Source organism: Mesorhizobium sp. M1338 (assembly GCF_040318045.1).
Classification (GTDB): Bacteria; Pseudomonadota; Alphaproteobacteria; order Rhizobiales; family Rhizobiaceae; genus Mesorhizobium.
Map to the genome: position 1 here is coordinate 168,457 of NZ_JAMYLL010000001.1, position 24,405 is coordinate 192,861.

General features: G+C 61.0%; 18 protein-coding genes. 4 read left to right on the top strand and 14 right to left on the bottom strand.

The genetic code is table 11. The annotated features are described in order from the left end of the window. Positions 1 to 4: 4 nt before the first annotated feature. Entirely contained in the window at positions 5 to 3,304 is a 3,300-nt protein-coding gene (locus NKH19_RS00885) for an ATP-binding protein (protein WP_352863156.1), read from the bottom strand. 240 nt (positions 3,305 to 3,544) lie between these two features. Here NKH19_RS00885 and NKH19_RS00890 point away from each other — a divergent pair, with 240 nt between their 5' ends. Further along, positions 3,545 to 5,317: an adenylate/guanylate cyclase domain-containing protein gene (locus NKH19_RS00890; protein WP_352863157.1), complete on the top strand. Its 1,773-nt coding sequence runs from the start codon at positions 3,545 to 3,547 to the stop codon at positions 5,315 to 5,317. A 22-nt stretch (positions 5,318 to 5,339) separates the two neighbouring features. Here NKH19_RS00890 and NKH19_RS00895 read toward each other — a convergent pair whose 3' ends face one another. From NKH19_RS00895 to NKH19_RS00905, 3 genes are all read right to left on the bottom strand, one after another. Next, positions 5,340 to 6,719, bottom strand: coding sequence for a hypothetical protein (locus NKH19_RS00895; RefSeq protein ID WP_352863159.1), 1,380 nt, complete (start codon positions 6,717 to 6,719; stop codon positions 5,340 to 5,342). A 97-nt stretch (positions 6,720 to 6,816) separates the two neighbouring features. Next, positions 6,817 to 7,341, bottom strand: coding sequence for a GNAT family N-acetyltransferase (locus tag NKH19_RS00900; protein ID WP_352863160.1), 525 nt, complete (start codon positions 7,339 to 7,341; stop codon positions 6,817 to 6,819). 74 nt (positions 7,342 to 7,415) lie between these two features. After that, a complete protein-coding gene (locus tag NKH19_RS00905; RefSeq protein ID WP_352863161.1) occupies positions 7,416 to 8,240 on the bottom strand; it encodes a hypothetical protein in 825 nt (274 codons plus the stop codon). A gap of 195 nt (positions 8,241 to 8,435) precedes the next feature. Here NKH19_RS00905 and NKH19_RS00910 point away from each other — a divergent pair, with 195 nt between their 5' ends. Then, a complete protein-coding gene (locus NKH19_RS00910) occupies positions 8,436 to 9,851 on the top strand; it encodes an adenylate/guanylate cyclase domain-containing protein (protein WP_352863162.1) in 1,416 nt (471 codons plus the stop codon). A gap of 51 nt (positions 9,852 to 9,902) precedes the next feature. Here NKH19_RS00910 and NKH19_RS00915 read toward each other — a convergent pair whose 3' ends face one another. The 8 genes from NKH19_RS00915 to NKH19_RS00950 all read right to left on the bottom strand — a co-directional run bounded on the left by NKH19_RS00915 (position 9,903) and on the right by NKH19_RS00950 (position 20,922). Beyond that, positions 9,903 to 10,382 carry a class I SAM-dependent methyltransferase gene (locus NKH19_RS00915; protein ID WP_352863164.1) on the bottom strand — a complete coding sequence of 160 codons (480 nt, stop codon included), beginning with the start codon at positions 10,380 to 10,382 and terminating at the stop codon, positions 9,903 to 9,905. Between the two features lie 174 nt (positions 10,383 to 10,556). Next, on the bottom strand, positions 10,557 to 11,738 hold the full coding sequence (locus tag NKH19_RS00920) for an ABC transporter permease (protein WP_352863166.1): 1,182 nt from the start codon (positions 11,736 to 11,738) through the stop codon (positions 10,557 to 10,559). Next, positions 11,735 to 12,733, bottom strand: coding sequence for an ABC transporter permease (locus NKH19_RS00925; protein WP_352863168.1), 999 nt, complete (start codon positions 12,731 to 12,733; stop codon positions 11,735 to 11,737). Before NKH19_RS00925 ends, NKH19_RS00920 begins: the two co-directional genes overlap by 4 nt. A 2-nt stretch (positions 12,734 to 12,735) precedes the next feature. Further along, on the bottom strand, positions 12,736 to 14,634 hold the full coding sequence (locus NKH19_RS00930; RefSeq protein ID WP_352863170.1) for an ABC transporter substrate-binding protein: 1,899 nt from the start codon (positions 14,632 to 14,634) through the stop codon (positions 12,736 to 12,738). Then, positions 14,631 to 16,526, bottom strand: coding sequence for an ABC transporter ATP-binding protein (locus tag NKH19_RS00935; RefSeq protein ID WP_352863475.1), 1,896 nt, complete (start codon positions 16,524 to 16,526; stop codon positions 14,631 to 14,633). Before NKH19_RS00935 ends, NKH19_RS00930 begins: the two co-directional genes overlap by 4 nt. Before the next feature lie 160 nt (positions 16,527 to 16,686). After that, positions 16,687 to 18,027: an adenylate/guanylate cyclase domain-containing protein gene (locus NKH19_RS00940; protein ID WP_352863477.1), complete on the bottom strand. Its 1,341-nt coding sequence runs from the start codon at positions 18,025 to 18,027 to the stop codon at positions 16,687 to 16,689. Between the two features lie 258 nt (positions 18,028 to 18,285). Beyond that, positions 18,286 to 19,629, bottom strand: coding sequence for a nucleotide sugar dehydrogenase (locus NKH19_RS00945; RefSeq protein WP_502910869.1), 1,344 nt, complete (start codon positions 19,627 to 19,629; stop codon positions 18,286 to 18,288). Between the two features lie 114 nt (positions 19,630 to 19,743). Then, a complete protein-coding gene (locus tag NKH19_RS00950) occupies positions 19,744 to 20,922 on the bottom strand; it encodes a DUF3095 domain-containing protein (RefSeq protein WP_352863172.1) in 1,179 nt (392 codons plus the stop codon). A gap of 74 nt (positions 20,923 to 20,996) precedes the next feature. Between NKH19_RS00950 and NKH19_RS00955 the strand changes: the two genes are divergently transcribed. Then, positions 20,997 to 22,085 (top strand): glycosyltransferase family 4 protein, encoded by a 1,089-nt coding sequence (locus NKH19_RS00955; protein WP_352863174.1) that lies wholly within the window; start codon positions 20,997 to 20,999, stop codon positions 22,083 to 22,085. After that, positions 22,082 to 22,843 carry a polysaccharide deacetylase family protein gene (locus tag NKH19_RS00960; protein WP_352863175.1) on the top strand — a complete coding sequence of 254 codons (762 nt, stop codon included), beginning with the start codon at positions 22,082 to 22,084 and terminating at the stop codon, positions 22,841 to 22,843. Before NKH19_RS00955 ends, NKH19_RS00960 begins: the two co-directional genes overlap by 4 nt. A gap of 1 nt (position 22,844) precedes the next feature. On the opposite strand, the gene NKH19_RS00965 is transcribed toward NKH19_RS00960, so the two are convergent. Together NKH19_RS00965 and NKH19_RS00970 are read right to left on the bottom strand one after the other, a co-directional pair. After that, on the bottom strand, positions 22,845 to 23,696 hold the full coding sequence (locus NKH19_RS00965; protein WP_352863478.1) for an MBL fold metallo-hydrolase: 852 nt from the start codon (positions 23,694 to 23,696) through the stop codon (positions 22,845 to 22,847). A gap of 193 nt (positions 23,697 to 23,889) precedes the next feature. After that, on the bottom strand, positions 23,890 to 24,339 hold the full coding sequence (locus NKH19_RS00970) for a cyclic nucleotide-binding domain-containing protein (protein WP_352863176.1): 450 nt from the start codon (positions 24,337 to 24,339) through the stop codon (positions 23,890 to 23,892). Positions 24,340 to 24,405 lie beyond the last annotated feature (66 nt).

The window sequence follows — 24,405 nt, forward strand, 5'->3', positions numbered from 1 at the left end:
CCGGCTAATCGAGAAAAGGCAGCACCACAAGCGCTTCCGGGTCGAGCCCGTGCTGGGCGCATATACCCTGCGCCAAGGAAAAGTAGCGTTCGGCCTCGGCAAGATTGTTGAGGTCGAGATTAAGCGTTGCCAGACCATCATAGCACGGAAACAGCAGTTGGGGTTCGCCCGTTTCGCGGGCTACGTCCAGTGCTTCGTGGAACAAGCCAACGGCCAGTTCCGGACGGCCGTTGCACTGGTGGATCTGCCCAAGCACAATCAACGGCACCGGCAGATGCTCTCGCTGATCGAGTGCCCGGTCGATCTCGATGGCTTTCTCGGCAGCAGGCACGCCCTCTGTTGGACAGCGATCCGTGAAAGTACAACAAGCGACCGCCAGATTGGCGAGAAGGCGCGCCTGGAAGCCCAAATCACCAATATGGCGCGCGACTTCAAGACCGCGCCGACAGACCTCCATCGCCCGTGCCGGATCGATGGTCGTGTAAAGCACGCCGAGATTGGTGTAGCCGCGGCAGGCCGCGCCCAGCAGACCGGCGGCTTCGGCCAATTCAATGCTGTGTTCGACCTGACGCACGGCTTCACTGTTTCGCCCAAGGCGAGCCAGCGCGACAGCCTTGGTATTGAGTGCCTCGGCGGTCACAAGAGTGGCCTCACGCCCCACCTCGGAGACATGCTCCGTTGTCAGAATGCGTACGCAATCCAACGCCGCGTCTGCCCATTTTGCCGCGAGAGCGTGATCTCCGCTACGGAAAGCCTGTCGGCCACGTTCTTGCCAGAGATGCGCCTGCTCGACCGGGGCATCCGCTCCATCGAGGAGCGCTGCCGCTTCAGCATAGCGGGATTCTGCCTTCTCCCGCTTGCCGACGTCCCAGAGCAGCCGACCGATCTTACGCAAAACTCGCGCCGACGCGACGCGATTGGCCGACTCGCGGTATGCCTGCAACACCGCCTCGTAGTGATGGTGCGCGATCTCGCGGCGGCCTGCGGAGCCGCTCAAATCGGCAATGCGCTCGGCAATTGTCAGCTTGAGCGGTGTTTGCCCGGTCGCCTCCAACGCAGTCAGTGCTCGCTCGTAGAAACGAAGGGCATCGTCGTTGGCGTATATCATGCGAGCGCGATCGCCGGCCGCCTGCAGGTAATGCGCGCCCTTCTCCCGCTCGGCGCTCTGTGCGAAATGATGACCGAGCACGGTCAAATCCTCTAGCCGTTCCGGATTATCGCCGCACAGTTGCTCCAAGGCAGCACCTATCCGCCCGTGGATTTCGGTCCGGCGTTGCAGGAGCAGATTCTGGTAGATCACGTCCTGCAGCAATGTTTGCGTAAAGCGGTAGCTTTGCGACGAGACCGAGCCTGATCCGGCAACTTCCTCGATGATTTCCGCATCGCAAAGCAGTTCGCAGCCGGCTTCTAGCCGGGCGGGGTCGGCTGTCACGGTTTTCAGAAGCGTGGCATCGAAGCGCGGGCCGATTACCGCGGCTTCCTGGGCCAACCGGCGCACCCCTTGTGGCAGCCGGTCGACGCGAGCAAGCAACATTGCCTGGATAGTGGCGGGAATGCCGGTTGCGACTTCGCCTGCCACAGTCCGCCATCGCTGGCCCTCGCGCATCAGTACACCGCGATCGATAAGGCCGCGAACGATCTCCTCCAAAAAAAGAGGGTTGCCGCCCGCTCGCTCGAGGATCTGATCGACGAGCCCTCCCGCGGAGCTTACCCAGCTCTCGCCGAAAAGCGCCGCCAGCAGGCTGCGACCTTCATCGCTGTTGAGCGGCGAAAGCCTGAGCGCTGTGTGACTGACCCGACTTGAGTCGAGTTGGCTGTTGTCCGGCGCCGGGCGATGCGTGACCAGCACCATCAACCGCGTGCGTTCCAACCTGTCCATCACGAAACGCAGTGCCTCGAGCGACACGGCGTCGGCCCAGTGCAGGTCTTCGACGACAATCAACAGCGGCGACAACGCAAGCCGCCGTTCGATGATTGTGCGGACCGCGTAGAGAATTTGCCGCCGTAGCTGCTCGGGTTCGACATGCTGCAAGGTGGCATCGGGGTCGCCAAGGCCAAGCACATGGTAGAGCAAAGGCATCAGCCGCTTCGCCTCCTCGCCCTGCAGGCCGAGATCGGCAAGCAAGCCTGCGAGCTTCGCCCGCATTTCGTCCCCATCGTCGTTTTGCATCATCCCGGCAGCGCTGCGCACCACTGCGCCTAGGGCGCCAAATGATTGTTCGCCCAGCGGTGAGCACGTGGCCTGCCGCACGGCGACGTTGCGAAAACGATCCTCGTCGCCGACGCGGGCGACGAACTCCTTCACCAGCCGCGATTTCCCGATACCGGCTTCTCCGACGAGGCGGACAAGTTGGGCCGAGCCGCCGCAAGCCTGGTCAAGGCTCGCCAGCATTCTATGGAGCTCCGCAGCACGACCTATCATCGGCGCGCTGAGGCCGAGCGCCTCGAGCCCACGCGCTGCTCGCGGCGCTGCAAGCGGTGCATCCAGTCGATGGACGAGCACACTGCCAGCCTTGCCGCGAAGCACGACATCGCCCAGCGACTCGTATGAGAAGGCATGCCGGGTCAGCCTGTGAGTGAGCTCGCCTACCAGCACCTCACCCGGTGCGGCCAGCGATTGCAGGCGTTGCGCCGTATTCACCGTGTCGCCGGTCACCGAATAGGATTTGGCGGTGCCGATGCCCAATCCGCCAGTGACGACCGGACCAGTGTTTATGCCGATGTGGAGTAACAGAGGCGCGCCGGAGTGGGAGGCGCTTTCGCCGAGCCGCGCCGTCCGGGCGATCATGTCGAGAGCGGCGCGAAGCGCACGTTCCGGATCGTCCTCATGCGCGACCGGCGCACCGAACAAAGCGAGCAGTGCATCGCCGATGAATTTGTCGACGAAACCACCAAAGTTTCGCACGGCCGCCGTCAGTTCCTTGAACAGTTCGTTCTGCAGCGTTTGCATGACCTCGGGGTCGAGCTGCTCGCTGAGTGTCGTGAAGCCGCAAAGGTCGGCGAAGAGGACCGTTACCGTCCTGCGATCGGCGTCGGAGACAGGATGCAGCCCTTCATCGCTTTCGATGTTCGCAAGCAGCGACGGAGTTCGAGAAGGCGGCACAATGGTTCGGCTTGGTGTCGGAGCAGGCCGTTCGACGGCTTTTGCGGGCGCACCGACGCTTGCCCCACATTTCGGACAGAACTCGAAATCAGGTGCGCAGGGATAGCCGCAACTGGCGCATGGCACGGGCTGGCGCTTGCCGCACCTCGGACAGAAAGCGTAACCGCCCTCAACCTTGAAACCGCAGCCTGAGCAGTCCATCCAACCAGACCTCACTAGGGGCCGTGACGGCGTGATCTCCCTACGCACTTCACGGCCAGGATATTCACAAGCATGAACCGATAGCCGTCGACCGGCAAGCGGCAGCGCAAATGGGCATCCGGCGGTCGGGTGGGTCCTGTGGCAGCGCACAGCCAATTCGGTTTGCTGCGTGGCTGTCGGTTGCGAAAGTTCCCTCTTGCTTCGGTCTTCCTGCTATCGTGGAGATGAGGAGACGAACCCTTGAGCGAGAATCGTAAGCTAGCCGCAATCCTGGCTGCGGATGTGGTCGGATACAGCCGGCTCGCGAGCGCGGATGAAGATCGTACTTTGGCGAGGTTGCGGACACTGCGCAGCGACCTGATCGATCCGATCATCGCGGTGCACCACGGCCGGGTGATCAAGCGCACCGGCGATGGGGCGCTGGTTGAGTTCCGCAGTGTGGTGGATGCCGTGCGCTGCGCCATAGAGGTTCAGAATGGCATGGTTGAGCGCAACGCCGGCGTGCCGCAGGACCGCCGTATCGAGTTCAGGATCGGCATCCATCTGGGAGATGTGGTCGAAGAAAGCGACGGCGACCTGATGGGCGACGGCGTCAACATCGCCTCGCGTTTGGAGGGAGTCGCGGCGCCCGGCGCCATCTGCCTGTCCGAGGATGCCTATCGCCAGGTCAAGGCGAGGCTCGACCTCTCGGTCAGCGATCTCGGCAGCACACAGCTCAAGAACATCGCCGAGCCGATCCGGGTCTATTCGCTGCAAGTCGGCAGCGCCGGGACCAAGGCGGCCGCGATCTCGGAAACCGCGACGAGCCGGCCGGCTACGGCAGTGCCGCCGAAGCTGTCGATCGCCGTCCTGCCGTTCGCCAATATGAGCGGTGACGCCGAACAGGACTACTTCGCCGACGGCATCTCTGAAGACATCATCACGGCCCTGTCCAAACTGTCGCAACTCTTCGTCATCGCACGCAATTCATCGTTCACGTTCAAGGGCCAGAACGTCCATGTGCAGGAGGTGGGCACGAAGCTCGGCGTGCGGCATGTACTCGAGGGCAGCGTACGCAAGTCGGGGAACAGGGTGCGCATCACCGCGCAGCTCATCGATGCAACCACGGGCGGCCATCTTTGGGCGGAGCGGTTTGATCGCGACCTGACCGACATATTCGCGGTGCAGGACGACGTGACGCAGCAGATCGTCGGTGCGCTGGCGCTCAATCTGACTGAGGATGACCGTCAGCGGCTGGCGCCGGAGCACCCGCGCAACACGGAGGCGTATGACTGTTTCCTGCGGGGCAGGGAGCTGTGGCACCGGCTGACGAAGGAGACGAATGTCGCGGCCCGCGACCTCTTGCAACGCGCCACCGAACTGGACCCGAAGTTTGCCTCTGCCTACGCTTTCCTCGCCCTCACGCACGGAATCGATTACCTGAACAGGTGGGGTGCGTCACCGCCTGAATCGATGGCGCAAGCGGAGGAGGCCGCAACGCGAGCGGTAACGCTGGATGACAGCGATCCCTGGGCGCACTGGGCGCTGGCGATAGCCAAGCTGTACACACGACGGCACGATGAGGCCATCGACGAGGTCGAGCGCGCACTGGTCCTCAATCCGAACTTCGCCGAAGCGCACGTCGCCCGCGGCGAGGCGCTGTATTACTCGGGCAGACCCGAGGGGGCCCTTGAGAGTTTCGCCCGGGGAAAGACCCTGAACCCATACTTTCCGGATGTGCTTCTGCACTTCCAGGCTTTGGCGTTGTTTCAACTGGGAAGGTTCGACGAGGCCGTTGACCTCTTGCTGCAACGGCTGGCGCGCAACGCCGTCACCGACGTCTCGCGCGCGCTTCTGGCTGCCAGCTACGGCCATCTGGGCCGTCTCGCCGAGGCCCGCGCGGCATGGCAGGATGTGCTTCGCGTCAATCCTGGCTATTCGCTGGAATACCGTCGCAAAGTCTTGCCTTACAAGAACCCTGCCGATTTCGAACTCATGGTCGACGGGCTCCGCAAGGCCGGCATCGTGCAATGACAGGTAAGGCCATGCGGCCGGATCAGACGCTGTAGGCTTGGCCGATCTTGCGCCATCGCGCGTTTTCGCGAACCAGTTTCAGGTTGTTGGTGGTCTCGGCAAATGTCCGTGAACGGTATTGCCGGAGCAGGTCCGCGAAGAGCGCCCCTTCCGGCAGGCCGGCAAGCTGCTCGCGGACCGAGATCTTTTCATCGATGACCCGGGTGCCCCAGGCATTTTCCCTTACCTGCAGCTCCGCAGCCAGATCACGCTCTTCCGGCGCGGTTTTTTCCAACGCAGCCAGCAGGATCGAGTGGAAAAGCGCTACATAGCCAATCTGTCTCAGGCCGCCGACAACCCGCACCCGCGGCAATATGGCAAGAACGAGGAAGGTCAAGAACAAGTTCGGCAGCAGCACGCCGTCCAGCAGTGCCTGCTTGAGATGCGGCCGCTCGAACGGGATGGAAAGACCATGCGGCCTGTCAGGCTCGATCAGGTGCCCGTTCTCAAGAACGAGCTTGCGCACGCGCTCCTCGCGGATGCCCCAGAAATAGTCCGTGGCATTGGGCAGGAATCTGCCGAATGGGCCTGATGCGGCCTCTTGCAAGGCATGTTCGAGACGGTGGCGCCTTGCGGGTTCGATGAGCAGCCTGGAAAGAAGGCTGCCTTCATATTCCAGATGCCGCGCCATGGCAGAAGCGGCGAGCCGATCATCGATGAAAACCGGCAGGGCCATGCCGGAACGATCCCAATTGGCGACCAGATCCTCGTTGAGGGCTGTCATGGCATCGGCGGCGGTTCCAAAGACCTTGTCCTGACTGGCAAGCAGTGTACCTAGCCAACGGCGGGCATCCGTTTCATCGCCCACCGCTTCGAGCGCGCGCTTGTTGAGGGAGACGGGACCGGCCGCGCAGACGCTCTTGCGGCACAGTTTGTGGCGCCCCATGCCAAACAGGTTGACCTTGTCGTCGCCGACCTCGAGCCATCCGGGCCCTTCCCGGCCAATTGTCTCCATGGTCATCGTCGTTCCCATGAAGCCGACGAAGGCAGACAGCTCGTTTTCGACCGCGCCGAGCCAGGCAAACAGAAGGGCATCGAAGGTGATCCGGTCCATCAGAAGCAGGCAGTGCAGGCCGGACTGAATTACCGGTCTGTGCTCGAACTCTTCGAGGGCCTTGCCGATCTCCTCAGGCTGCATAATTACACCGAGGCGTTGATGCAGGACTTCGCGCAGGATCGAGCGGGCAGCGATCGCCGGGCCCGATGCAGGCCTTGCCACCGGCCGCCACAGATGGCGGGCGTAGTCGGAGACCGGAGCATTCCAGTTCTGCTCGATGTCACGCACGACTTCCGGGCAGAGCAGCGACAGCACAGCCAGAATTTCCACCGGAGGCGCAGGGGTTGGATCAAAGACGGCGGTCATCGGTCCCGTCTAGCCGCTTGCGGGGCAAACGCCAAGTGCGAGCGGATCCGGCACGAATTGTTGGGTCGGCTGAACACCTAAGGCAAAACAGCGGATCTTAGAACCGCAGCCGGGCCATACTCAGGAGGTCGCGGTACTGCCCGTCGGTAAAACCGGCCTTCACATGCCGGCCTTCGACCTCGAACCCGTGGCTTTTGTAGAGACGGATGGCCGGTTCGTTGTCGGCATAGACGGTCAATTCGACCCGCTTCAGGGCGCGCCAATTGTCGGCCACGTCAAGCAGCGCCCCAAGTATGGCAGAGCCGATGCCCTTGCCGACAAAGGCATCGTCAAGGCCGATATTGATCTCGCCGATATGCGAACGGCGCGGCGAACCCTGCACGACCAGACTGCCATGACCGACGATCTTGCCGTCCAACTCCGCAACGATCCAGGTGGTTTCCTGGCCGGACTTGGCGATGCGCCGCTCCACCTGCTCCACCATCTCGAAGGGCATCCTGAACGTGCCCCAGCGGAAGCCCGGCATGTTGAAGATAGCACAAAGCGCCTCCGCATCGCTTGGCCGGACGGATCGGAGCTGCGGCCGGATTTTCTCGGAAGATGGCGAGGTCGTGTTGGTCATGGCGTTCCCGGCGAAGGCAATCGGCCCGGCACGATGCACCGGACGGCACCTGAAAATCCAGCCGTCTTTGCAACCTATGATGCCGATTGCGAGCTAAAATACCGGGAGGCGGCGTAGAGTTTGAAGACGCCACTGATGCCGATCCAGCCGAAAAGGGCGAGCCAGCACAATGTCCCGGTCGCCGTCCAGTCGATCCGATGCACCGCAGCGTCGGTGATGACGAGTCCAACGATAGCAAGCAGGCCAACCAGAAACTGCGCCAGGCCGAGCACCAGCAGTTCCTCGCGCGGCGCGCTTCTCCAGACGAGATATATGCCGCCCGCACCGGCGAGGAAGATGGCACTGTAGAGCTGAGCGTGGAAGGCATCGACCGGCCATGGCCAGATGCTGCTGAACGTTAGGGGAAACAGCAACAGGCCGACGCCATAGACCCCAAGGATCACCGATTCCACCGGCATGTAGCCGCGCCACGCGGAGCTTAAGGTCACGCCTTTTGCAGAAGGACGGGCCCTGGCCCGCCACAGGAACATCCCGGATACCGCGACCGAGCCCAGATAGACCAAAAACCAGAGCCAGGGCGCTTTGCGCCCAAAGTTGAAATAGCCGAGATTGACGAACGAAGCCACCGACACGATGGCGGTGAAGATGAAGGCCATGACGAGCACGAGCCTGCCGGGCGACCAGCGGTTCCAAAACAGCAGCGCCGCCATCACGACCATTTCGGCGGTGTAGAAGCCGCCGAGGAAGCGAGCATTGAACGGCGTGACGGCCCAAGGCCAGCCCGGCTTGACCAGCACAGGCGCGAAAAACAGGCCGGCGCCTATGATCAGGACGATGATGACCACCACAGAGAAAAGGCGCAGGGCCGCGGGAAATGGCGGGTTGTTGGGTGCCGGCATCGGAGAGAGCCCCAAAGGTGAATGCCTATCGACCATCATAGTGCCGCTTGCGGCAAGTGAAAATCCACCGAATGGAAATTGAACCATCACCAGGCTGTCTATTCGAATGATCCGTTTCGAAGTAAAATGAAACACTCGGACAAAAGAGCGGTCCGATCAACACGCCTGGGAGGCGCATTTTTCGGAGCCAGCCCGATGAACGAAGCTCAGGATCTGTTCTCGCTTCTGCGGCAATCGACCGATGTCGATCCACTGGTAATCGACGCAATCAAGCGAACCGTCGCGGAGGGCAAAGACCGCGAACTTTGCCGCATCAATGCGCCAGCGTTCGCCAGCAAGCATGGCCTCGACGAGGAGCGCGCCATAAGCGCCTTTCTCCACGCGGCCCGGGTGGGCATTTTCGACGTTTCCTGGAACGTTCTGTGCCCCGGCTGTGGCGGCGTGCTCGACACCAACGCCACGCTGAAAACCCTGCAGAAGGACGAATACACCTGCGCGCTGTGCTCCGAGGGCTATTCGCCGACCCTCGACGAGATGGTCGAGGTGACATTCACCGTCAGTCCCCGCATACGCAGGATTGCCGCCCACAATCCACACGAACTGCCGATGGTGGAATATTTCCGCCAGATCTACTGGGCGTCCGGCGTCGATGTCCCGGATGAGGATTTCGCGAAAAAATTGGAAGCGTTTTCGCTGGAAGATATCGAGCTTGCGCCCGGTGAAAAGGCGCTTCTGCCCATACAGCTTCCGTCCGAATTCATCATCGTCTTCGAGCCGGTCACCCATTCAGCGCAGTTCATCGACGTGAAGGGCGAACCGACAAAGGAGCGCCGAAGCCTCTCTTTGGTCTTCGACCGCGACCATGTCCAGAACCAGACGCTGGAGATGCAACCCGGCCCGCTGCGCATTTCCCTGGAAAATAGGACCGACACCCGCGTGCTGCCGACGGTCTTCATCGCCGGCCAGGCCTTGCATGATTTCCTGGGCAAACGCCGGCCATTCCTCACCGCCAAGCGCCTGCTAACCAACCAGACGTTCCGCGATCTCTATCGCACGGATACGCTCGACATCAACCAGCGCCTGAAGATCACCAGCCTGACCTTCCTGTTCACCGACCTGCGCGGTTCGACCGCGCTTTACGAGCGGGTGGGCGACCTTGCGGCCTTCGATCTCGTGCGCGCACATTTCCAGGTTCTGCACGAGATCGTCGCGGCGGAGGCAGGCGCGGTGGTCAAGACGATCGGTGATGCGGTGATGGCGACCTTCGCGACGCCTGATCGTGCGATTGCTGCGGCCCTCAGGATGCGCGATGCCATGCGGGCGCTCAACGAGAAGAGCGGGCGCGAGGACCTGCTGCTCAAGATCGGCGTCCATGCCGGCCCCTGCATCGCCGTGTCCATGAACGAGCGACAGGACTATTTCGGCCAGACGGTCAATATTGCTTCGCGGGTCCAGAACCTTGCCAACGCACAGGCAATCTTCGCCACTCGTGCGGTGGTCGATGACAATCTCACCGCCGATCTCTTACACAGGAACGCGCTGACGCCCGTGCCCCACGAGGTCTCGCTGCGCGGCATTGACCGGGAGATAGCAGTATACACGATCCCCTGAAGGCCTGGCCCTGAAGATTTGGCCCCTGAAGACCTGGGTCCTCCCGGGCCCTCACACGCGCCTACAGATAAAATAGCGATCGGCGGGAACCGAAGGCGGCGGCGCGAGGCGCTGCAACTGTGGGTGATCGAGCGGCGTGCCGCTGACCGCGATGCCGCCGACGCGAAGCAGGCGCGCGGTCAGATCGGGAAGCCAGGTAGAGGTCACTGCATCACGATCTTCGTAGCCGGTGCCGATGTCGGCATGAACGAGAGCGGCCTCGATGCCAATGAACCTGCTCGCCGTCTCGCGTATTTCGCCGAGCACGAGGTTTTCAGCTTCGGGAATTGAGCTGGCGTGTGCGGCAAGTGCGCGGTCAAACGCCACGATCCGGCGTCCGGGCAGGCGCTCGCGCAGATGATGGAACGTCCGGCCATTGCCAAGGCCGAGCTCGAGCACGGGCCCCTCCATCTTCGCCACCTCGGCGCAGACATGATCGAGTATGTCGCGCTGTGCGGTCATCCTCCGGATGAAACTGTCGAGGCGACTCATATGCGTTTGTGTGTCCTGAACCAGCTCAAAAGATCGGCAATGCCCGCGATTAAACCCCGATCGAGCCTCGTCGCATATAGAGGCCCACTATGGGCACTGCAACAACCGAACAGGCTGCCAACGAGGATCGTACCGAGTGGACTTGGCGGCGCAGCGCGCGGCGGAATAGCGATGTCACTTGTAGGGGTCCGCGGCGTCCCGCAACCCGTCGCCGAGGAAGTTGAACGCCAAGATGACGAGAACGACGGGGAGCATCGGCAAAAGCAGCCATGGATAGAACGCGATCACGCTGACGCTGCGCGCCTCGGTGAGCAGGATGCCCCAGCTGGTTATCGGTGCCCTCAGGCCGAGCCCGAGGAAGCTCAGCGCCGTCTCGCCCAGGATCATGCCGGGTATGGAGATCGTCGCCGTCGCGATCAGATGCGACATGAAGCCGGGAATGAGATGCCGCCGTATAATGCGGCTGCTTCTGGCGCCCATCAATTGCGCGGCCAGAACGTAATCCTCCTCGCGCAAGGCTAGAAGCTTCGAACGCACGGCCCGCGCCAGTCCGGTCCAGTCGAGCAGCCCGAGGATGACGGTGATGCCGAAATAGATCAGGATTGGACTCCAGGTTATCGGCATGATCGCCGCCAGAGCCAGCCATAGCGGAATACTGGGGATCGATTGCAGAACTTCGATTATCCGTTGAACGATCAGGTCGAAGATACCGCCGTGATAGCCAGCCAGTCCGCCGATGACAATGCCGAGCAGGAAGCTGAAACTGATGCCGACAAGGCCGATTGTCAGTGAAATGCGTGCGCCATAGATGATGCGCGAGAGCACATCGCGCCCCAGCCTGTCGGTGCCGGCCAGAAAGAGCTGACCGGTTTCGGCGGGGCAGACAAAATGCCTGTCACCTTCGATCAGGCCCCAGAACCGGTACTTGTCGCCCTTGCAGAAGAAACGGATCCGCTGAACATCATCCTGTTTCTCGATGTAGTTCCGCTTGAGCGTGTCCATATCCAGCGTCATCTGGCGGCCATAGACGAACGGCCCGACGAACTGGCCGTTGTGGAACAGGTGCACCCGCTGCGGCGGCGAATAGATGTAGTCCATGTTGCGCGTGTGCAGATCGTAGGGCGCCAGGAACTCGCAGATCAGTATCCCGAAATAAAGCGCTGCCAGGAATATGCCGGATACAAGGGCAAGCCTGTGCCGACGGAATTTCCACCACATCAGCCGCAGCTGCGACGCCTGAAAGACCTTCGACTGCTCCGGCGTCATCTCCTCGACCGACTGCAGGTCAAAGGGCGCGATGGAAACGTAGTGTTGCAGTGGGGCGCCCGGAGCGGGCAGCGGCGATTGCGTGTTCATTTGGTGCTGCCGCCTTGCAAACGAATTCGCGGATCAAGTAGCGCCAGCGCCAGGTCGGAAATCAGGACGCCGATGACCGTCAGGAAGGCGAGGAACATCAGGAACGACCCTGCCAGATACATGTCCTGGCTTTGCAGCGCCTTGATCAGCATCGGTCCGGTCGTCTCCAAAGACAGCACTATCGCGGTGATTTCGGCGCCGGAGATGATGGCCGGCAGGATAGAGCCGATATCTGAAATGAAGAAATTGAGCGCCATGCGCAGCGGATATTTGACCAGCGCCCTGAAGGGATGAAGGCCTTTGGCGCGCGCGGTCACGACATATTGCTTATGTAGCTCATCGAGCAGATTGGCGCGCAGCCGCCGGATCATGCTTGCCGTGCCCCCGGTGCCGATGATCAAGACCGGAATCCAGAGATGGGCGAGGATCGACTTCGCCTTGGCCCAGCTCATCGGCTCGCCGAGATATTGCTGGTCCATGAGATGGCCGATAGACGTGCCGAACCAGATGTTGGCGAAATACATCAGGATCAGCGCCAGCATGAAGTTCGGAATCGCAAGGCCGAGAAGGCCGAAGAAAGTCAGGCCGTAGTCGCTCCAGCTGTATTGATGCGTGGCGGAGTACATGCCGATCGGAAAGGCGATGAGCCAGGTAAAGATGATCGTGACGAAGGAAACCAGCACCGTCAGCCACATTCTGTCCCCGACGACGTCGCGAACCGGCAGCTCATATTCGAAGGAATAGCCGAAATCGCCGTGCAGCATCCCGCCGACCCAGTAGAAGTAGCGAATGACCGGTGGCTTGTCGAAACCATATTCCTTGCGCATCATCTCGATGCGATCGGAATCCACCGCTTCGCCCTGAGCCCGAAGCTCGGCAACATAGCTGTCGAAATAGTCGCCTGGGGGAAGTTCGATGATCGTGAACACCAGTGCCGATATGACCAGCAGCGTTGGAACCATCACGGCAATGCGCCAGACAAAATATCGAAGCACGCTCAGGACTCTCCAAGCCAGAATGTATCCGGCATATAGACACCGAAATAGGCGGTCGGGTCGTAGCCGTAGAGCGCCTTGTCAGGCAGATTGCGCAGCCGCGAGGATGCCAGAACCGGCTGATGCGTTCCGTTTACCGTGCCGATCGAAAATACCTGATCGGTATAGATCGACAGCATTGAATTCCAGATCTCGGCGCGCTCCGTGGCTTCGGTCGATGCGTTCCAGCGCTTGAGTAAAGCCATCAACTCGACCACGGGCGGAAGATCGGGCGCTTCGCCGACCTTGCCACGGGACAAGTAATGAGCACCCCAGAGCGGCCATTGCAGCTGGTCATCGACGGTGGGGGCCAGTTGGGAGGGGTTCATGTCGGCGGTCGGCACGCCATTGTCGATGCCCGACCACATCGACATCATGATCTGGCCACCAAGCGCGCGGCTGCGGAAGATATCGCGCTGCGAAGTCCGGATGAACAGGGCGATGCCGATCTTGCGCCAGTGATCGGTGATGAGCTCGAGCGCGTCGGTTTCCAGCGTGCTTTCGCCGGCCGTTTCCACTACGAGCTGCGCCGGGCGTCCGTCGGGAAGTATCCGCAGGCCGTCATCGTCACGCGCCTGAAGCCCGACCTCGTCAAGCAGGGCATTGGCCTGGTCGGGATCATGGGCGACCCAGGCTTTCGCGAATTCCGGCCGGTAGAGCGGGCTCTCCGGCAGGACCGTATCGGCACTTTCCTGCGCCAATCCGTAGAACACAGCCAAATTGATCTCGCGTCTGTCCACAGCGAGCGAAAGTGCGCGGCGCACGCGCACGTCACGAAAAAGGCCACGCCACACCTGGTCGGCACAATTCAGATTGGGCAGCAGCGCCAGCCGCGAACCTTGTGTGCGTTTCCAGAGATGCATCTTCACCGGGTAGCGCTTCTCCGCATCCTTCAGGAAGGAGTAATCGGTGAAGTCAATTCCCATGCCTTGCAGGTCGCTCTCGCCCGCACCGGTCTTGGCGGAAATGATCGCCGACGAGCTGACACTCATGACAATCCGGTCGACATAGGGCAGTTGCCGGCCATTCTCGTCTATTCGATGAAAGAACGGGTTCCGCTCGAAGACGAACTGCTCAGCCGGCGGCTTGGTCCGGTTCTGCCAGGGATCGAGCGTCGGCAGTTCCGGGTTCTCCGGGCGATACTGCCGCGACATGCGGATATGCAAGAGCGTCCATTTCTGGGCCCGGTTCTCCTTCATTAGGCCGGCGAGCCGGAATGGATCCTGGTATTTCTTGTGGAACTGCTTGAGATAGGCGGCCGGCAGAACAAGCGATAGGGGCGAAGCAGCGGCGAGCTTGGGCAGGAAGTCGGGATTGGGTGCATCCCAACTGTAGCGGACCGTCAACGGATCGACGATCTCGAAGCGTGGCGGCTTGCCGTCCGCCATCAGGGCCGGGGCGAGCCCGCCTTGCGAAAGCTCATCGTTCAGCCAGACATCTTCCCAGCAATAGCGAAAATCCTCCGACGTCAACAGGCTGCCGTCAGACCATTTATGTCCTTCCCGCATCTTAAAAGTGAAGACACGATCATCCGCTACATCGAAACTTTCGAGAATGTCGGCTTGCAGGTTAAGCTTTTCGTCATAGCCGACCAGGCGAGCGTAGCCGTAGATCGTCATCATCCGGATATCTTTCTGGCTGCCGATGATCGTGCGCAGCGTGCCGCCATATTGGCCGGGCTGCCGGCCCATCGAAGCGAGATTCAACGCGCGCGGGCGCTTGGGCAGGCGTTCGGCGAGTGCCGGCAGCGCCCTGGCCTTCAGCTGCGGCTCAAGAAATTCCGGCTCCAGATCGCCGGCGCACAACGTGCCCGGCAGAAATGCCGAAGCCATGAGTCCAAGGACGGTGCGACGGCTGATCAATGGCGTAGCTCGCTGACATCGGCCGAACGTCGGGCCAGCACGAGGTGGCCGCCGCCAAGATCGAGCGGCGACAGCACGTCCTCGTCGCCCTCGTCGCGGAATTGCGGTGCCCATGCGCTGGCGTCGGAAGCGCCGCTGAGTGTCAGCGTCTTGAAATCCATCGGCCTGTCGAGATCGGGGAAAGGTACTGCGGCGACCAGTGAGCGCGTGTAGGGGTGGACCGGTTTCCTAAGCAGAATTTCGCGCGGCGCGAGCTCGACGATACGCCCGCCGCACATCACCGCGATGCGGTCTGCCATGTAGTCCACGACCGCCAGGTTGTGGGATATGAACAGGTAGGTCAGGCCCAGTTCCTTCTGCAGGTCCTTCAGAAGGTTCAGGATCTGCGCCTGGACAGAGACATCGAGTGCCGAAACCGGCTCGTCGCAGATCAGTAGTTCAGGCCCCAGTGCCAACGCGCGCGCGATGCCGATACGCTGACGCTGCCCGCCGGAGAAACTATGCGGATAACGCTTTATGAAGCGCGGGTCGAGCCCGATTGCCTGCATCAGGCTCTTGACCGTGGCTAGTCGGGACGCGGCATTGCCACGTCGATGGATTTCCAGCGGCTCGCTCAAAATGTTCTCCACCGTCATGCGGGGTGAAAGCGACGAAACCGGATCCTGGAAGACCATCTGGATTTTCGCGCGCAGCATGCGCAGGGCGTCTCCCTCGGCTTCCAAGATGTCGATCGGACCATCGCGGCCATTGAAGATCACAGAGCCGCTGCTAGGGGTGACAGCCCGCATGAGGATCTTGCTGACGGTGGTTTTGCCGGAGCCGCTTTCGCCGACAAGACCCAGGCACTCACCCCGCCTGATATCAAAGCTCACGCCGTCCACGGCGCGAACAGAGGTTTGATGATCTCCGCCGAACCACCCGGACTTGCGGATCGTGAAGGTCTTTGTCAGATCCCTGACCGACAGCAGGAGGTCGTCCGGCCCCTTCGATGCCGGCGCCGTCTGCTTGCCGAGCAGGTTCCCGACATTCACCGGCACCTCGCGGAGTGCCTTTAGCCTTTCGCCGGGCTTCAGGTCGAAATGCGGTACGGCTGCCATCAGGCCCCTCAGGTAAGGGTGGCCCGGCCGGCGGAATATCGCCTCCACAGGTCCCGCTTCCATGATCTCGCCATGGTACATGACCACCACCTCGTCGGCGACGTTGGCGACCACGCCAAGGTCGTGCGTGATCAGCAGCATCGCCATGTTCAGCTTCGTCTGAAGCTCGCGCAGCAATTGCAGGATTTGCGCCTGGATGGTGACGTCCAACGCCGTCGTCGGCTCGTCGGCGATCAACAAGGCGGGCCGGCAGATAAGCGCCATGGCGATCATGGCGCGCTGACGCAATCCTCCCGAAAGTTCAAACGGATACATGTCATAGGCGCGCTTGGGATTGGGAAAGCCGACAAGGCTGAGCATTTCCTCGGTCCGCGCCTTGCGCTCTGCCCGAGCCGTGGGCGTATGAATCTGCAGGGATTCGCTGACCTGGTTGCCGATCGTGTGCAGCGGCGACAGCGATGTCATGGGCTCCTGAAAGATCTTGCCGATGCGGCTGCCTCTCAACGCCCGGATCTCGGGTCCATCACGCGGCATCTGCAGGATATCCTGCGTCGTGCCGGGCTTTTCAGGATCGGAAAATAGGATACGGCCACGAACATGGGCTGTGTTCGGCAAAATGCCCATTACTGCCTGGCTAAGAACCGATTTTCCGGAACCGGACTCGCCCACAAGCGCGGTAACCTTGCCGGGAAGGACGCGAAGATTTGCCCGCCTGACGGCATGCAACGGTCCTCCGATAATGGCAAAAGAGATGCCAACGTCTTCGACCCGAAGTAGATCAACGCCCGAATTCATTCTCACACCAGCCCACTCCTGCCGGCCTACCGGGCGGCAGACCCAGAAAGCGAGACTAGCGCATTGCCAGCCTAGAGCAACTTGGATTCGAAACGGTCGCCAGTGGCGAATCCGGCGACCGGACTGCTTACCAAAGGCGTTCGGATCAGATTGGGGCGCGCTACTGGAGCTTCCTCGGGTCGCCCGCCGACAGCCGTGCGGCATCGCGATGAAGCAGCATGACCTGCTCGGCCTCCGATCTCCGGTCGTAAATCGACTCCAGCGCACCGTCTTCATCGAGTGCGAGAGCGCCCGACAGATCGGGTGAAAGCACCGTCAGCTTCTGCTTGATCCCCGCCAGTTCCTCGTTGCCGAGCGTCAGCCAGCTGTTGGCGCCGCAATAGCTGGCGAAGTCTTTGCTGGCGAGAACGCGGTGCGGATATTTCTTGGTCAGGGTCTGGAGGCGCTGGACCTCGTTTACAGCCGAGCCGAAGACAGAGAATGTGAGCCGGTCGGTAAGCCCGACATTGCCGAACATCACGTTGCCGACATGCAGGCCGATGCCAAATTTTATGTCGGAAAACCCCTTTTCCTTCCTTCGCAGATTGAGATCCACCATGCGCGCAGTGGCCTTGTGCGCTGCCGCCAGAGCAGACTGGCAGGCGATTTCGGACTGCGAGCGATGCCTTTCGCAAGGGTAGACGGCAATGAAGCCATCCCCTATGAAACTCATGATCTGCCCGCCATTGCGATTGAAGGGCGCAGCAATGGCATCGAAAAACTGGTTCAGCGTATCGATGTAGATTTCGCGGCCGGAAGTTTCGGCAAGCCTTGTCGACCCGCGCATATCGGCCATGACCAGTGCGGCCCGGATTGTGTCGCCCTCGCCGCGCTTGATCTGGCCGTCCAGCACGCGTCTGCCGGCGTCGCCGCCGAGATAAGTGGTCATCATGTTGTCGGCCAGCTTGGTGAGCACCGCCATTTTGGTTGCGATGGCGAGATGGTTTTGGATACGCAGCAGCGCCGAAATCATGCTGTCGGTGAAACCTGAAGCACTATCGGTGGACCATGACCCGATCATGCCCTGACTGGTATTGCCGTTGAAAGGATGGACGAAAGCCATGTAATCGGTCACGCCCATAAGCCTGAGCTCATCGAAAACAGGAAATTCCGACGGGACCGAAGGGTCGAGCCGACGCCGCAGATGGTCGAGCTTGTTGCTGAGCAGATGGTAGTATGGGCTGGTCAGGAATCTGTCAGAATGAACGCCGTCCTTTTTGCGGAAGCCTTCCACTTCCATGCCTTGGCCGCGAAGCCAGGTGAAGCCAAGCGCGTCATAAAGCGGATGAAGCATCGAAAAGCTCAAATGCACCCGCTTCAGCGGCAGGCCGGCAGCAGCCAGCCGTTCGCAAAACCCCTTTACCAAGGTTTCCAGCTCGTTGCCCGCCAGCGCCGACTGTGTCAGCCAATCGGCAACCTTATCCATGAGAATTGTGGAAATTTCTGCTTGCGCCGTGCTCATACCACCTCGAAACCCGTCGAAGACGGAGCCGTTATCCTTCGATCCGCCATAACACAGTCCGCCAGCGACCCAAAGATACCCCAAAGTCAAACGAGGCAGGCTTCGGCGGCAGAACGGCGAAATCCCCAATAACTGTCCTTGCAACCAAGGAACAGGTTCAACTGCATTCATGTCTTGTGGCGTTATGTGGCGAAGCTGCGGGCGGAGTGCAATCACGATCCTGACATCGGGCAGAAAATTCGCCGGCTGGGAACGCCGTCAGGCCTTCACCACCGTCTCTCGGAGGAGCCCGAGACGGCCAAAAACATTGCGTGTATCGACAATCAGAACGGCGTGATCAGCGATTGTCCGATAGTCGATCGCGTCATGGTCGGTTGCAACGACGACAGCATCGAAATCCTTCAAGGCCGCCTCGGTCAATTCGACCGAGCGGCGCCCCTTGATCGCCATATGCTCCCGTGTGGTCGGTATCTCGGCAACATGCGGATCGTGGAATTCCGCCTTGCCGCCCCATTCCTCGATGAGTTCAATGAGCCGCAATGAGGGGCTTTCGCGTATGTCGGGCACATTCTTCTTATAGGCGAGCCCGATGATGAGAATGCGCGAGCGGCTGAGCGCCTTGCCGCAGCGCCGGTCCAGCGCTTTCGCCAGTTCATCGACCACATGACGCGGCATGGCAGTGTTTATCTCCGCCGCCAGCTCGATGAAGCGGGTCGGCAGTTCGTATTCGCGCGCCTTCCACGTCAGGTAGAAGGGATCGATCGGAACGCAGTGCCCGCCCAATCCGGGGCCAGGATAGAAAGGCATGTAGCCGAAGGGCTTGCTCTTGGCCGCCTCGATCACCTCCCAGATGTCGATGCCCATCGCGCCGAGCACGATCTTCAATTCGTTGACGAGGGCTATGTTGACCGAACGGAAGATGTTTTCCGTCAGCTTGACTGCCTCGGCGGTCGCCATGGTGGAAACCGGAACGACGGTTTTGACCACGCCTTGGTAGAAAGCCTGCACGAGCGTCGCCGCTTCAATGCCGTCACCCGCCACGACCTTGGGGATCGTCGCGACTTCAAAGTTGCGATTGCCGGGATCCTCGCGTTCGGGCGAGAAGCCGAGGAAGAAGTCTATCTTCGACTGCAAGCCGGTTTCTTCCAGTATGGGCTTGACCACGTCGTCGGTGGTACCGGGATAGGTAGTAGATTCCAGCACGATGAGGTGGCCGAGACGCAGATGCTTTGCGATGGTGCCTGCGGTGTTCCTGACAAAGGAGAGGTCCGGCTCACGGTTTTTCGTCAGCGGTGTCGGAACGCAGATGATGATGATATCGCAGATGGACAATTCGGCAAAATCCGCGGTGGCGCGGAACCGTCCACTCGCCACGTGGCCGGCAACGGCTGTCGACGTCACCGCCTCAATGTAGGATTGGCCGTTGTTCAGGCTCTCGACCTTCTGGGCTTCAATGTCGAAACCGAAAACCGGGAAGCCGGCGCGTGCGACCGCAATTGCCAGCGGCAACCCGACATAGCCCAATCCGATCACGCCGACTTGCGCGGCGTGTGTCGAGATACGGTTCAGCAGACGGTCATATGCCGATCGTGAAGCGTCCAAAATCTGCTTTCCCGTTAATTCGGATAGGCTGGCCGCTCCCATGGCGCGGCTTACCATGGTCCCAGGAACCATGGCCGAGGCATATTGCGGAAAATGGATTCTCGCAAGCCGTCATCAGACCGGCAACTTTGCCCTCAAGCTTGCGGCAGCCATCGCATAGCCGCCGGCGGCACCATCTATGAAATGAACGTGATCGCGCTGCAGAGGCGAGGCGACGAGGCATGTCATCAAGGCCGATTTCTGGCGGTGCAGGCCATAGTTGCAGATGCCCGCCTCTTCCGCCTGTTTCAGCCGGTTCTCGATCCGTTGCAGCAAATCCGTGTCAACGTCGATGGTCATCTTCAAACCGTCGTCGAATTTCCGGAAATCCGAATTGCTGGCTACGTCGCGCTTGTAGATCTTCGGATCGAAACCGCCGATCGTCCAGCCATATCTATCGGCGACGGCCGTAAGCGTCATCAGGAACACTATCCACACCTTCGACAGCCACCGCCGTCCTGCCGGCGCCGTGGCCCGCGCCTCGATATCCAGGCCGGCGGGCAGCAAGCTGTAGCCCGGCCCGTTCACCGGCACCGGGTGGCCATCGCGTTCCTGCCTGCCGGCAAGGGCGATGATGTCGGATGCCAGAAACTGAAAACCGCGCAGGTCGCGCGACACCCCCGGTATGGCTATGATCGAGACGATTTCGCCATGCCGGGTTTCGATCGGGTTCCAGCGGCAGGAGAGGCCGGTCAGGTCCGGCCGAGCGCCTGCCGGCGCAGGATCGATGCGGTAGCGCCCCGCTTTCATCTCGGCTTCCGCCCAACTGCCGCCACCGCCGGCGAACATGGCATAGAAGACCGCATCGGAGGCCTGGAATCTCGCCACGCGAACGTCGAGGCCTTGCGCTCGAATATCCTTTATCGGCACGATCGCGGCACGCAGGGTTAGGCCCAGTTCGTCCGCCACCCATCTCTGGACAGCCGCCAGCGCGTTGCGGGTGATCTCCAGCGCCGAGCCGGGAAACGCGACGAGCGCGCCGTCGCCGCCGAAGACAAAGGGCAGATCTTGCCGGCCCAGCGCATTGAGCAGCGCCGAAATGACGCTGGCGCCGGCCATATTGACGGTTTTATAGTGCCCAGCCTCGATCGCCTTGGTCGAGCCGACGATGTCGGCGGTGGCCAGCGCCCAGCCATCGGGGAGAGGCCGATAGTTGTCGATATCGGCAACGCTTTCGAACTTTGCGAAGACCGGCAGAGAAGCGACAAACGGGTCGGACGCGGCAGCTGTTTCCATGAGCATCAGATAGCACATTCCACTGCTTGAAGGTGAAGTCGATCATGCCTTTAAATTGACTTGCGCATGCTTTCCGATGATAGGGTCGAGCGATGCGAATTGCCTTCTACGCGCCGCTGAAGTCACCCAATCATTCCGTTGCCTCCGGCGACCGCCAGATGGCACGCACGCTAGTCAAGGCGCTGGAGCATGGAGGACACAGCGTCGAACTGGCATCCGAATTGCGCTTCTATCTACGCGAACCGGAGCCGAAAAGTTTCGATGCGCTCAAGATAGAGGCCCGAGGGGAAGCCGCGCGGCTGACCAGGCTTTGGAATCGTGACGGCAAGCCCGATCTATGGTTCTGCTATCATCCCTATTACAAAGCGCCCGACGTGATCGGGCCTGAGCTGGCGTCGACCTTTGCTGTCCCATATGTGACGGCGGAAGCTTCCTATTCGAGCCGGCGCAATGCCGGTTTGTGGGCCGATACGCAAGAGTTGGTGGTGCGCGCCGTCGAACAGGCGGCGCTGAACATCTGCTTCACGCAAAGGGACCGTCAGGGACTGGCAGATGCGATACCGGACGTCGCTCTTGATATGCTGTCGCCCTTTATCGACACATCGGCATTCCGCGAAATGCCGGCACGAGGTTGTCCGACGCGCCTCGTTACCGTTGCCATGATGCGCCCGGGCGACAAAGTCGAAAGCTATCGCATGCTGGCGCAAGCGCTCGGTGTGATCGGCCACCTGCCCTGGACCATGTCGGTCGTCGGCGACGGGCCCGCCCGTGACGAGGTCAAGGCGCAATTCGCCGGCTTGCCCGCCGACCGTATCGAATGGCTTGGCGCGATTGAGCCAGCCGCCGTGCCGGATGTCCTCTATGGTGGAGGAATTTACGTCTGGCCGGGTCATGGCGAGGCCTATGGCGTTGCCTATCTTGAAGCACAGGCCGCCGGCCTTCCGGTGGTGGCTCAGGACATCGCCGGCGTGCCGGAAGTCGTGCGAGATGGCCAGACCGGGTTTCTCACCCCGCCGCGCGATGTGGCGGCGTTCGCTTCCGCCATTGAAAGGCTTCTGGTCCGTAACGACGAAAGAACCATCATGGCCGCGGAAGCCAGACGTTTCATCCTTGAAGAGCGTTCCCTCGGCGTTGCAGCGGCGCGTCTGGCCGAGCTTCTTCCGAAGGTCTCCGTTTCATGACATCCGATCGGATCTGGCAGCCCTTGGTGGAAGAGCTGGCGGGCCGGCAACGGGCGGGTCGTAAGACAGAGTTCTGGCTGCGCGACGATGATGCCGTGGATCCGACACCCGCGCTTGATCGGTTGCTCGACCTCACCGGTGAATTCGCGGTTCCGGTCACTCTGGCCGTCATTCCGGCCCTCACTGATGAGAAGCTTGTCGCCCGGCTTGACGAGGCGCCGCATGCCAGGGTCGCCATCCATGGCTGGGTGCACCGAAATCATGCGCCCGAGGGTCACAAAAAGCAGGAACTCGGCGCCCATCGGCCACGCGAGGCGGTGCTCGATGAACTGGCTGGCGGGCTGTCGCACGTAACCGGCCTGCACGGCGCGCGCACCGTTCCGATGCTGGTCCCCCCCTGGAACAGGATCGACGCCGGCCTGGTATCCGACCTTGGATCGATAGGATTTGCGGCATTGTCGGTCTATGGGCTGCCGAAGCCGGCTTCACTGGCGGTCATCAACAGCAATGTCGACATCATGGATTGGCATGGCACGCGCGGCTGCCGCGATCATGGCCTATTGGTCCAGGCTATCATCGCGCACTTGCAGCATGCATTCGACGACGAACCGGTCGGCCTGCTCACCCACCATCTCGTACATGATGAATCGGCCTGGCTTTTCCTCGAACGGCTGTTCACAGTCACCGCACAGACTGACTCCTGCGCATGGCTTCCAATCAGGACATTGATCGGGCGCAGCGCGGTAGAGGAAAAATAGCTCAGCGCTTTTTGTGCAATGAGACTGGAAATTCGAGCGTCTGGCCATCCCGCGCGGCAAAAGCGCCGGCAAACCTGTCTTTGGCCAGTTTCTCGATCTCATCCAGTTCCTTGTCGGTGCGTGTCGCATCGTGGTGAAACAGCGCAAGCCCTCGCGCACCGGCCGCCTCACAGAGCTTGACGCCCTGTTGCCATGTCGAGTGCCCGTTACCGCGGCGGCGTTCCATTTCCTCCTCGGTGTAGGTGCAGTCGTAGATGACGAGGTCGGCATCTTCGATCAGGCCGAGCACCGCGCGATCGAGTTTGTCCGGCTCGTGCTCAGTGTCTGTGATCACCGCCACGACGCGGCCTCCCCATTCGACCCGGTAGCCGATGCAGCCGCCTGGGTGAACAAGACTGCCGGTTCGGACCACCACCCCTTCGCGCGGCCGAAGCACGTCTCCGGATACGAAATCGCGGCAGTCGAGGCTTGCCTTGCAGACCTCCAGTTTCACCGGAAACCACGGCGGCCGCATGAACTCATCGACCATCTGCCGGGTCGTCATGCGTCCTGCAAGATGCCCGGACCAAAGCGTAACCTTGACGCTCCGGTCGTAGATCGGCGCAAAGAACGGCAGCCCGATAATGTGATCGTAGTGGCAATGGGTGAAAAAGAGGTCGAAATCGGTCACGCCCGACGTCCGAAGCGCGCCGCCGGCAGGCCGCAGGCCAGAGCCCGCGTCGAACAGAAGCGTATGCTTACCGCATCGCAACTCAATGCAGCTTGTGTTGCCGCCATAGCGAGAGAATTCTGGCCCCGATACCGGAATGCTGCCGCGCACACCCCAAAACCTGACCAGGAAAACGTCGTCCATGGTAGCCCCTTCGCGGTTCCCGTCGCTCATCGTAGCCAAACAACTGCTGCTAGAGCAATTCCAGGAAAAGTGTGAACCGGTTTTCCGTCCGGAATTTGCGTCCAACCAAGAGGCGAGACAGGTTTCCTCCAGTGACCTTCTCAGCAAGAGGCCGGTGCTGTCACGACGGGGAGGATCGACCGCACGTCATTCGCTATTTGGCGCTTCGTGCGTCGATCAGATCCGCAGTGGTATGGCTTAGGCGATCGGCAAGAACCCTCAATATCTCAATGGTCATTTCCGGAGACTCCTTCATAAGCCTCAGGAAATGATCCTTGCGGATTCTTAAGGCTTCCAGCTCACTTGCCGCTCTGACGGTTGCAGTGCGGGAGCTGTTGCACAGTATGGCGATCTCGCCAACAATCGAATTTGGGGCCATTTCGGCAACTTTTATCGGTCCGCTGTCGGAATCGACCAGAATATCCGCGCTGCCTGAAAGGATGACATAGGCGGCATCTCCCTCGTCGCCCTGCCGGAAAAGGATCTGGCCGGCGCTGTAGCTCACGCGATCGGATGTGAACGCAAGCAGTTTGAGCTTTGTCAACTCGATGCCAGAAAACAAGGGAACGCGTTGCAGCATTCCAACTTCATCCTTGAGCAGCATTGTCGCAAACCTCAAAATTCGCGTTTGCCAGACTAGAGCAACGGGCGCCCGGATGGAATTAATTCC

What these genes read in the sequence shown, in the direction of transcription:
- NKH19_RS00885 (WP_352863156.1), bottom strand. Translation starts at nt 3,304, where the DNA reads ATGGACTGCTCAGGCTGCGGTTTCAAGGTTGAGGGCGGTTACGCTTTC.
- NKH19_RS00920 (WP_352863166.1), bottom strand. Translation starts at nt 11,738, where the DNA reads ATGAACACGCAATCGCCGCTGCCCGCTCCGGGCGCCCCACTGCAACAC.
- NKH19_RS00905 (WP_352863161.1), bottom strand. Translation starts at nt 8,240, where the DNA reads ATGCCGGCACCCAACAACCCGCCATTTCCCGCGGCCCTGCGCCTTTTC.
- NKH19_RS00940 (WP_352863477.1), bottom strand. Translation starts at nt 18,027, where the DNA reads ATGAGCACGGCGCAAGCAGAAATTTCCACAATTCTCATGGATAAGGTT.
- NKH19_RS00970 (WP_352863176.1), bottom strand. Translation starts at nt 24,339, where the DNA reads ATGCTGCTCAAGGATGAAGTTGGAATGCTGCAACGCGTTCCCTTGTTT.
- NKH19_RS00955 (WP_352863174.1), top strand. Translation starts at nt 20,997, where the DNA reads ATGCGAATTGCCTTCTACGCGCCGCTGAAGTCACCCAATCATTCCGTT.
- NKH19_RS00895 (WP_352863159.1), bottom strand. Translation starts at nt 6,719, where the DNA reads ATGACCGCCGTCTTTGATCCAACCCCTGCGCCTCCGGTGGAAATTCTG.
- NKH19_RS00950 (WP_352863172.1), bottom strand. Translation starts at nt 20,922, where the DNA reads ATGTGCTATCTGATGCTCATGGAAACAGCTGCCGCGTCCGACCCGTTT.
- NKH19_RS00965 (WP_352863478.1), bottom strand. Translation starts at nt 23,696, where the DNA reads ATGGACGACGTTTTCCTGGTCAGGTTTTGGGGTGTGCGCGGCAGCATT.
- NKH19_RS00960 (WP_352863175.1), top strand. Translation starts at nt 22,082, where the DNA reads ATGACATCCGATCGGATCTGGCAGCCCTTGGTGGAAGAGCTGGCGGGC.
- NKH19_RS00910 (WP_352863162.1), top strand. Translation starts at nt 8,436, where the DNA reads ATGAACGAAGCTCAGGATCTGTTCTCGCTTCTGCGGCAATCGACCGAT.
- NKH19_RS00915 (WP_352863164.1), bottom strand. Translation starts at nt 10,382, where the DNA reads ATGAGTCGCCTCGACAGTTTCATCCGGAGGATGACCGCACAGCGCGAC.
- NKH19_RS00935 (WP_352863475.1), bottom strand. Translation starts at nt 16,526, where the DNA reads ATGAATTCGGGCGTTGATCTACTTCGGGTCGAAGACGTTGGCATCTCT.
- NKH19_RS00900 (WP_352863160.1), bottom strand. Translation starts at nt 7,341, where the DNA reads ATGACCAACACGACCTCGCCATCTTCCGAGAAAATCCGGCCGCAGCTC.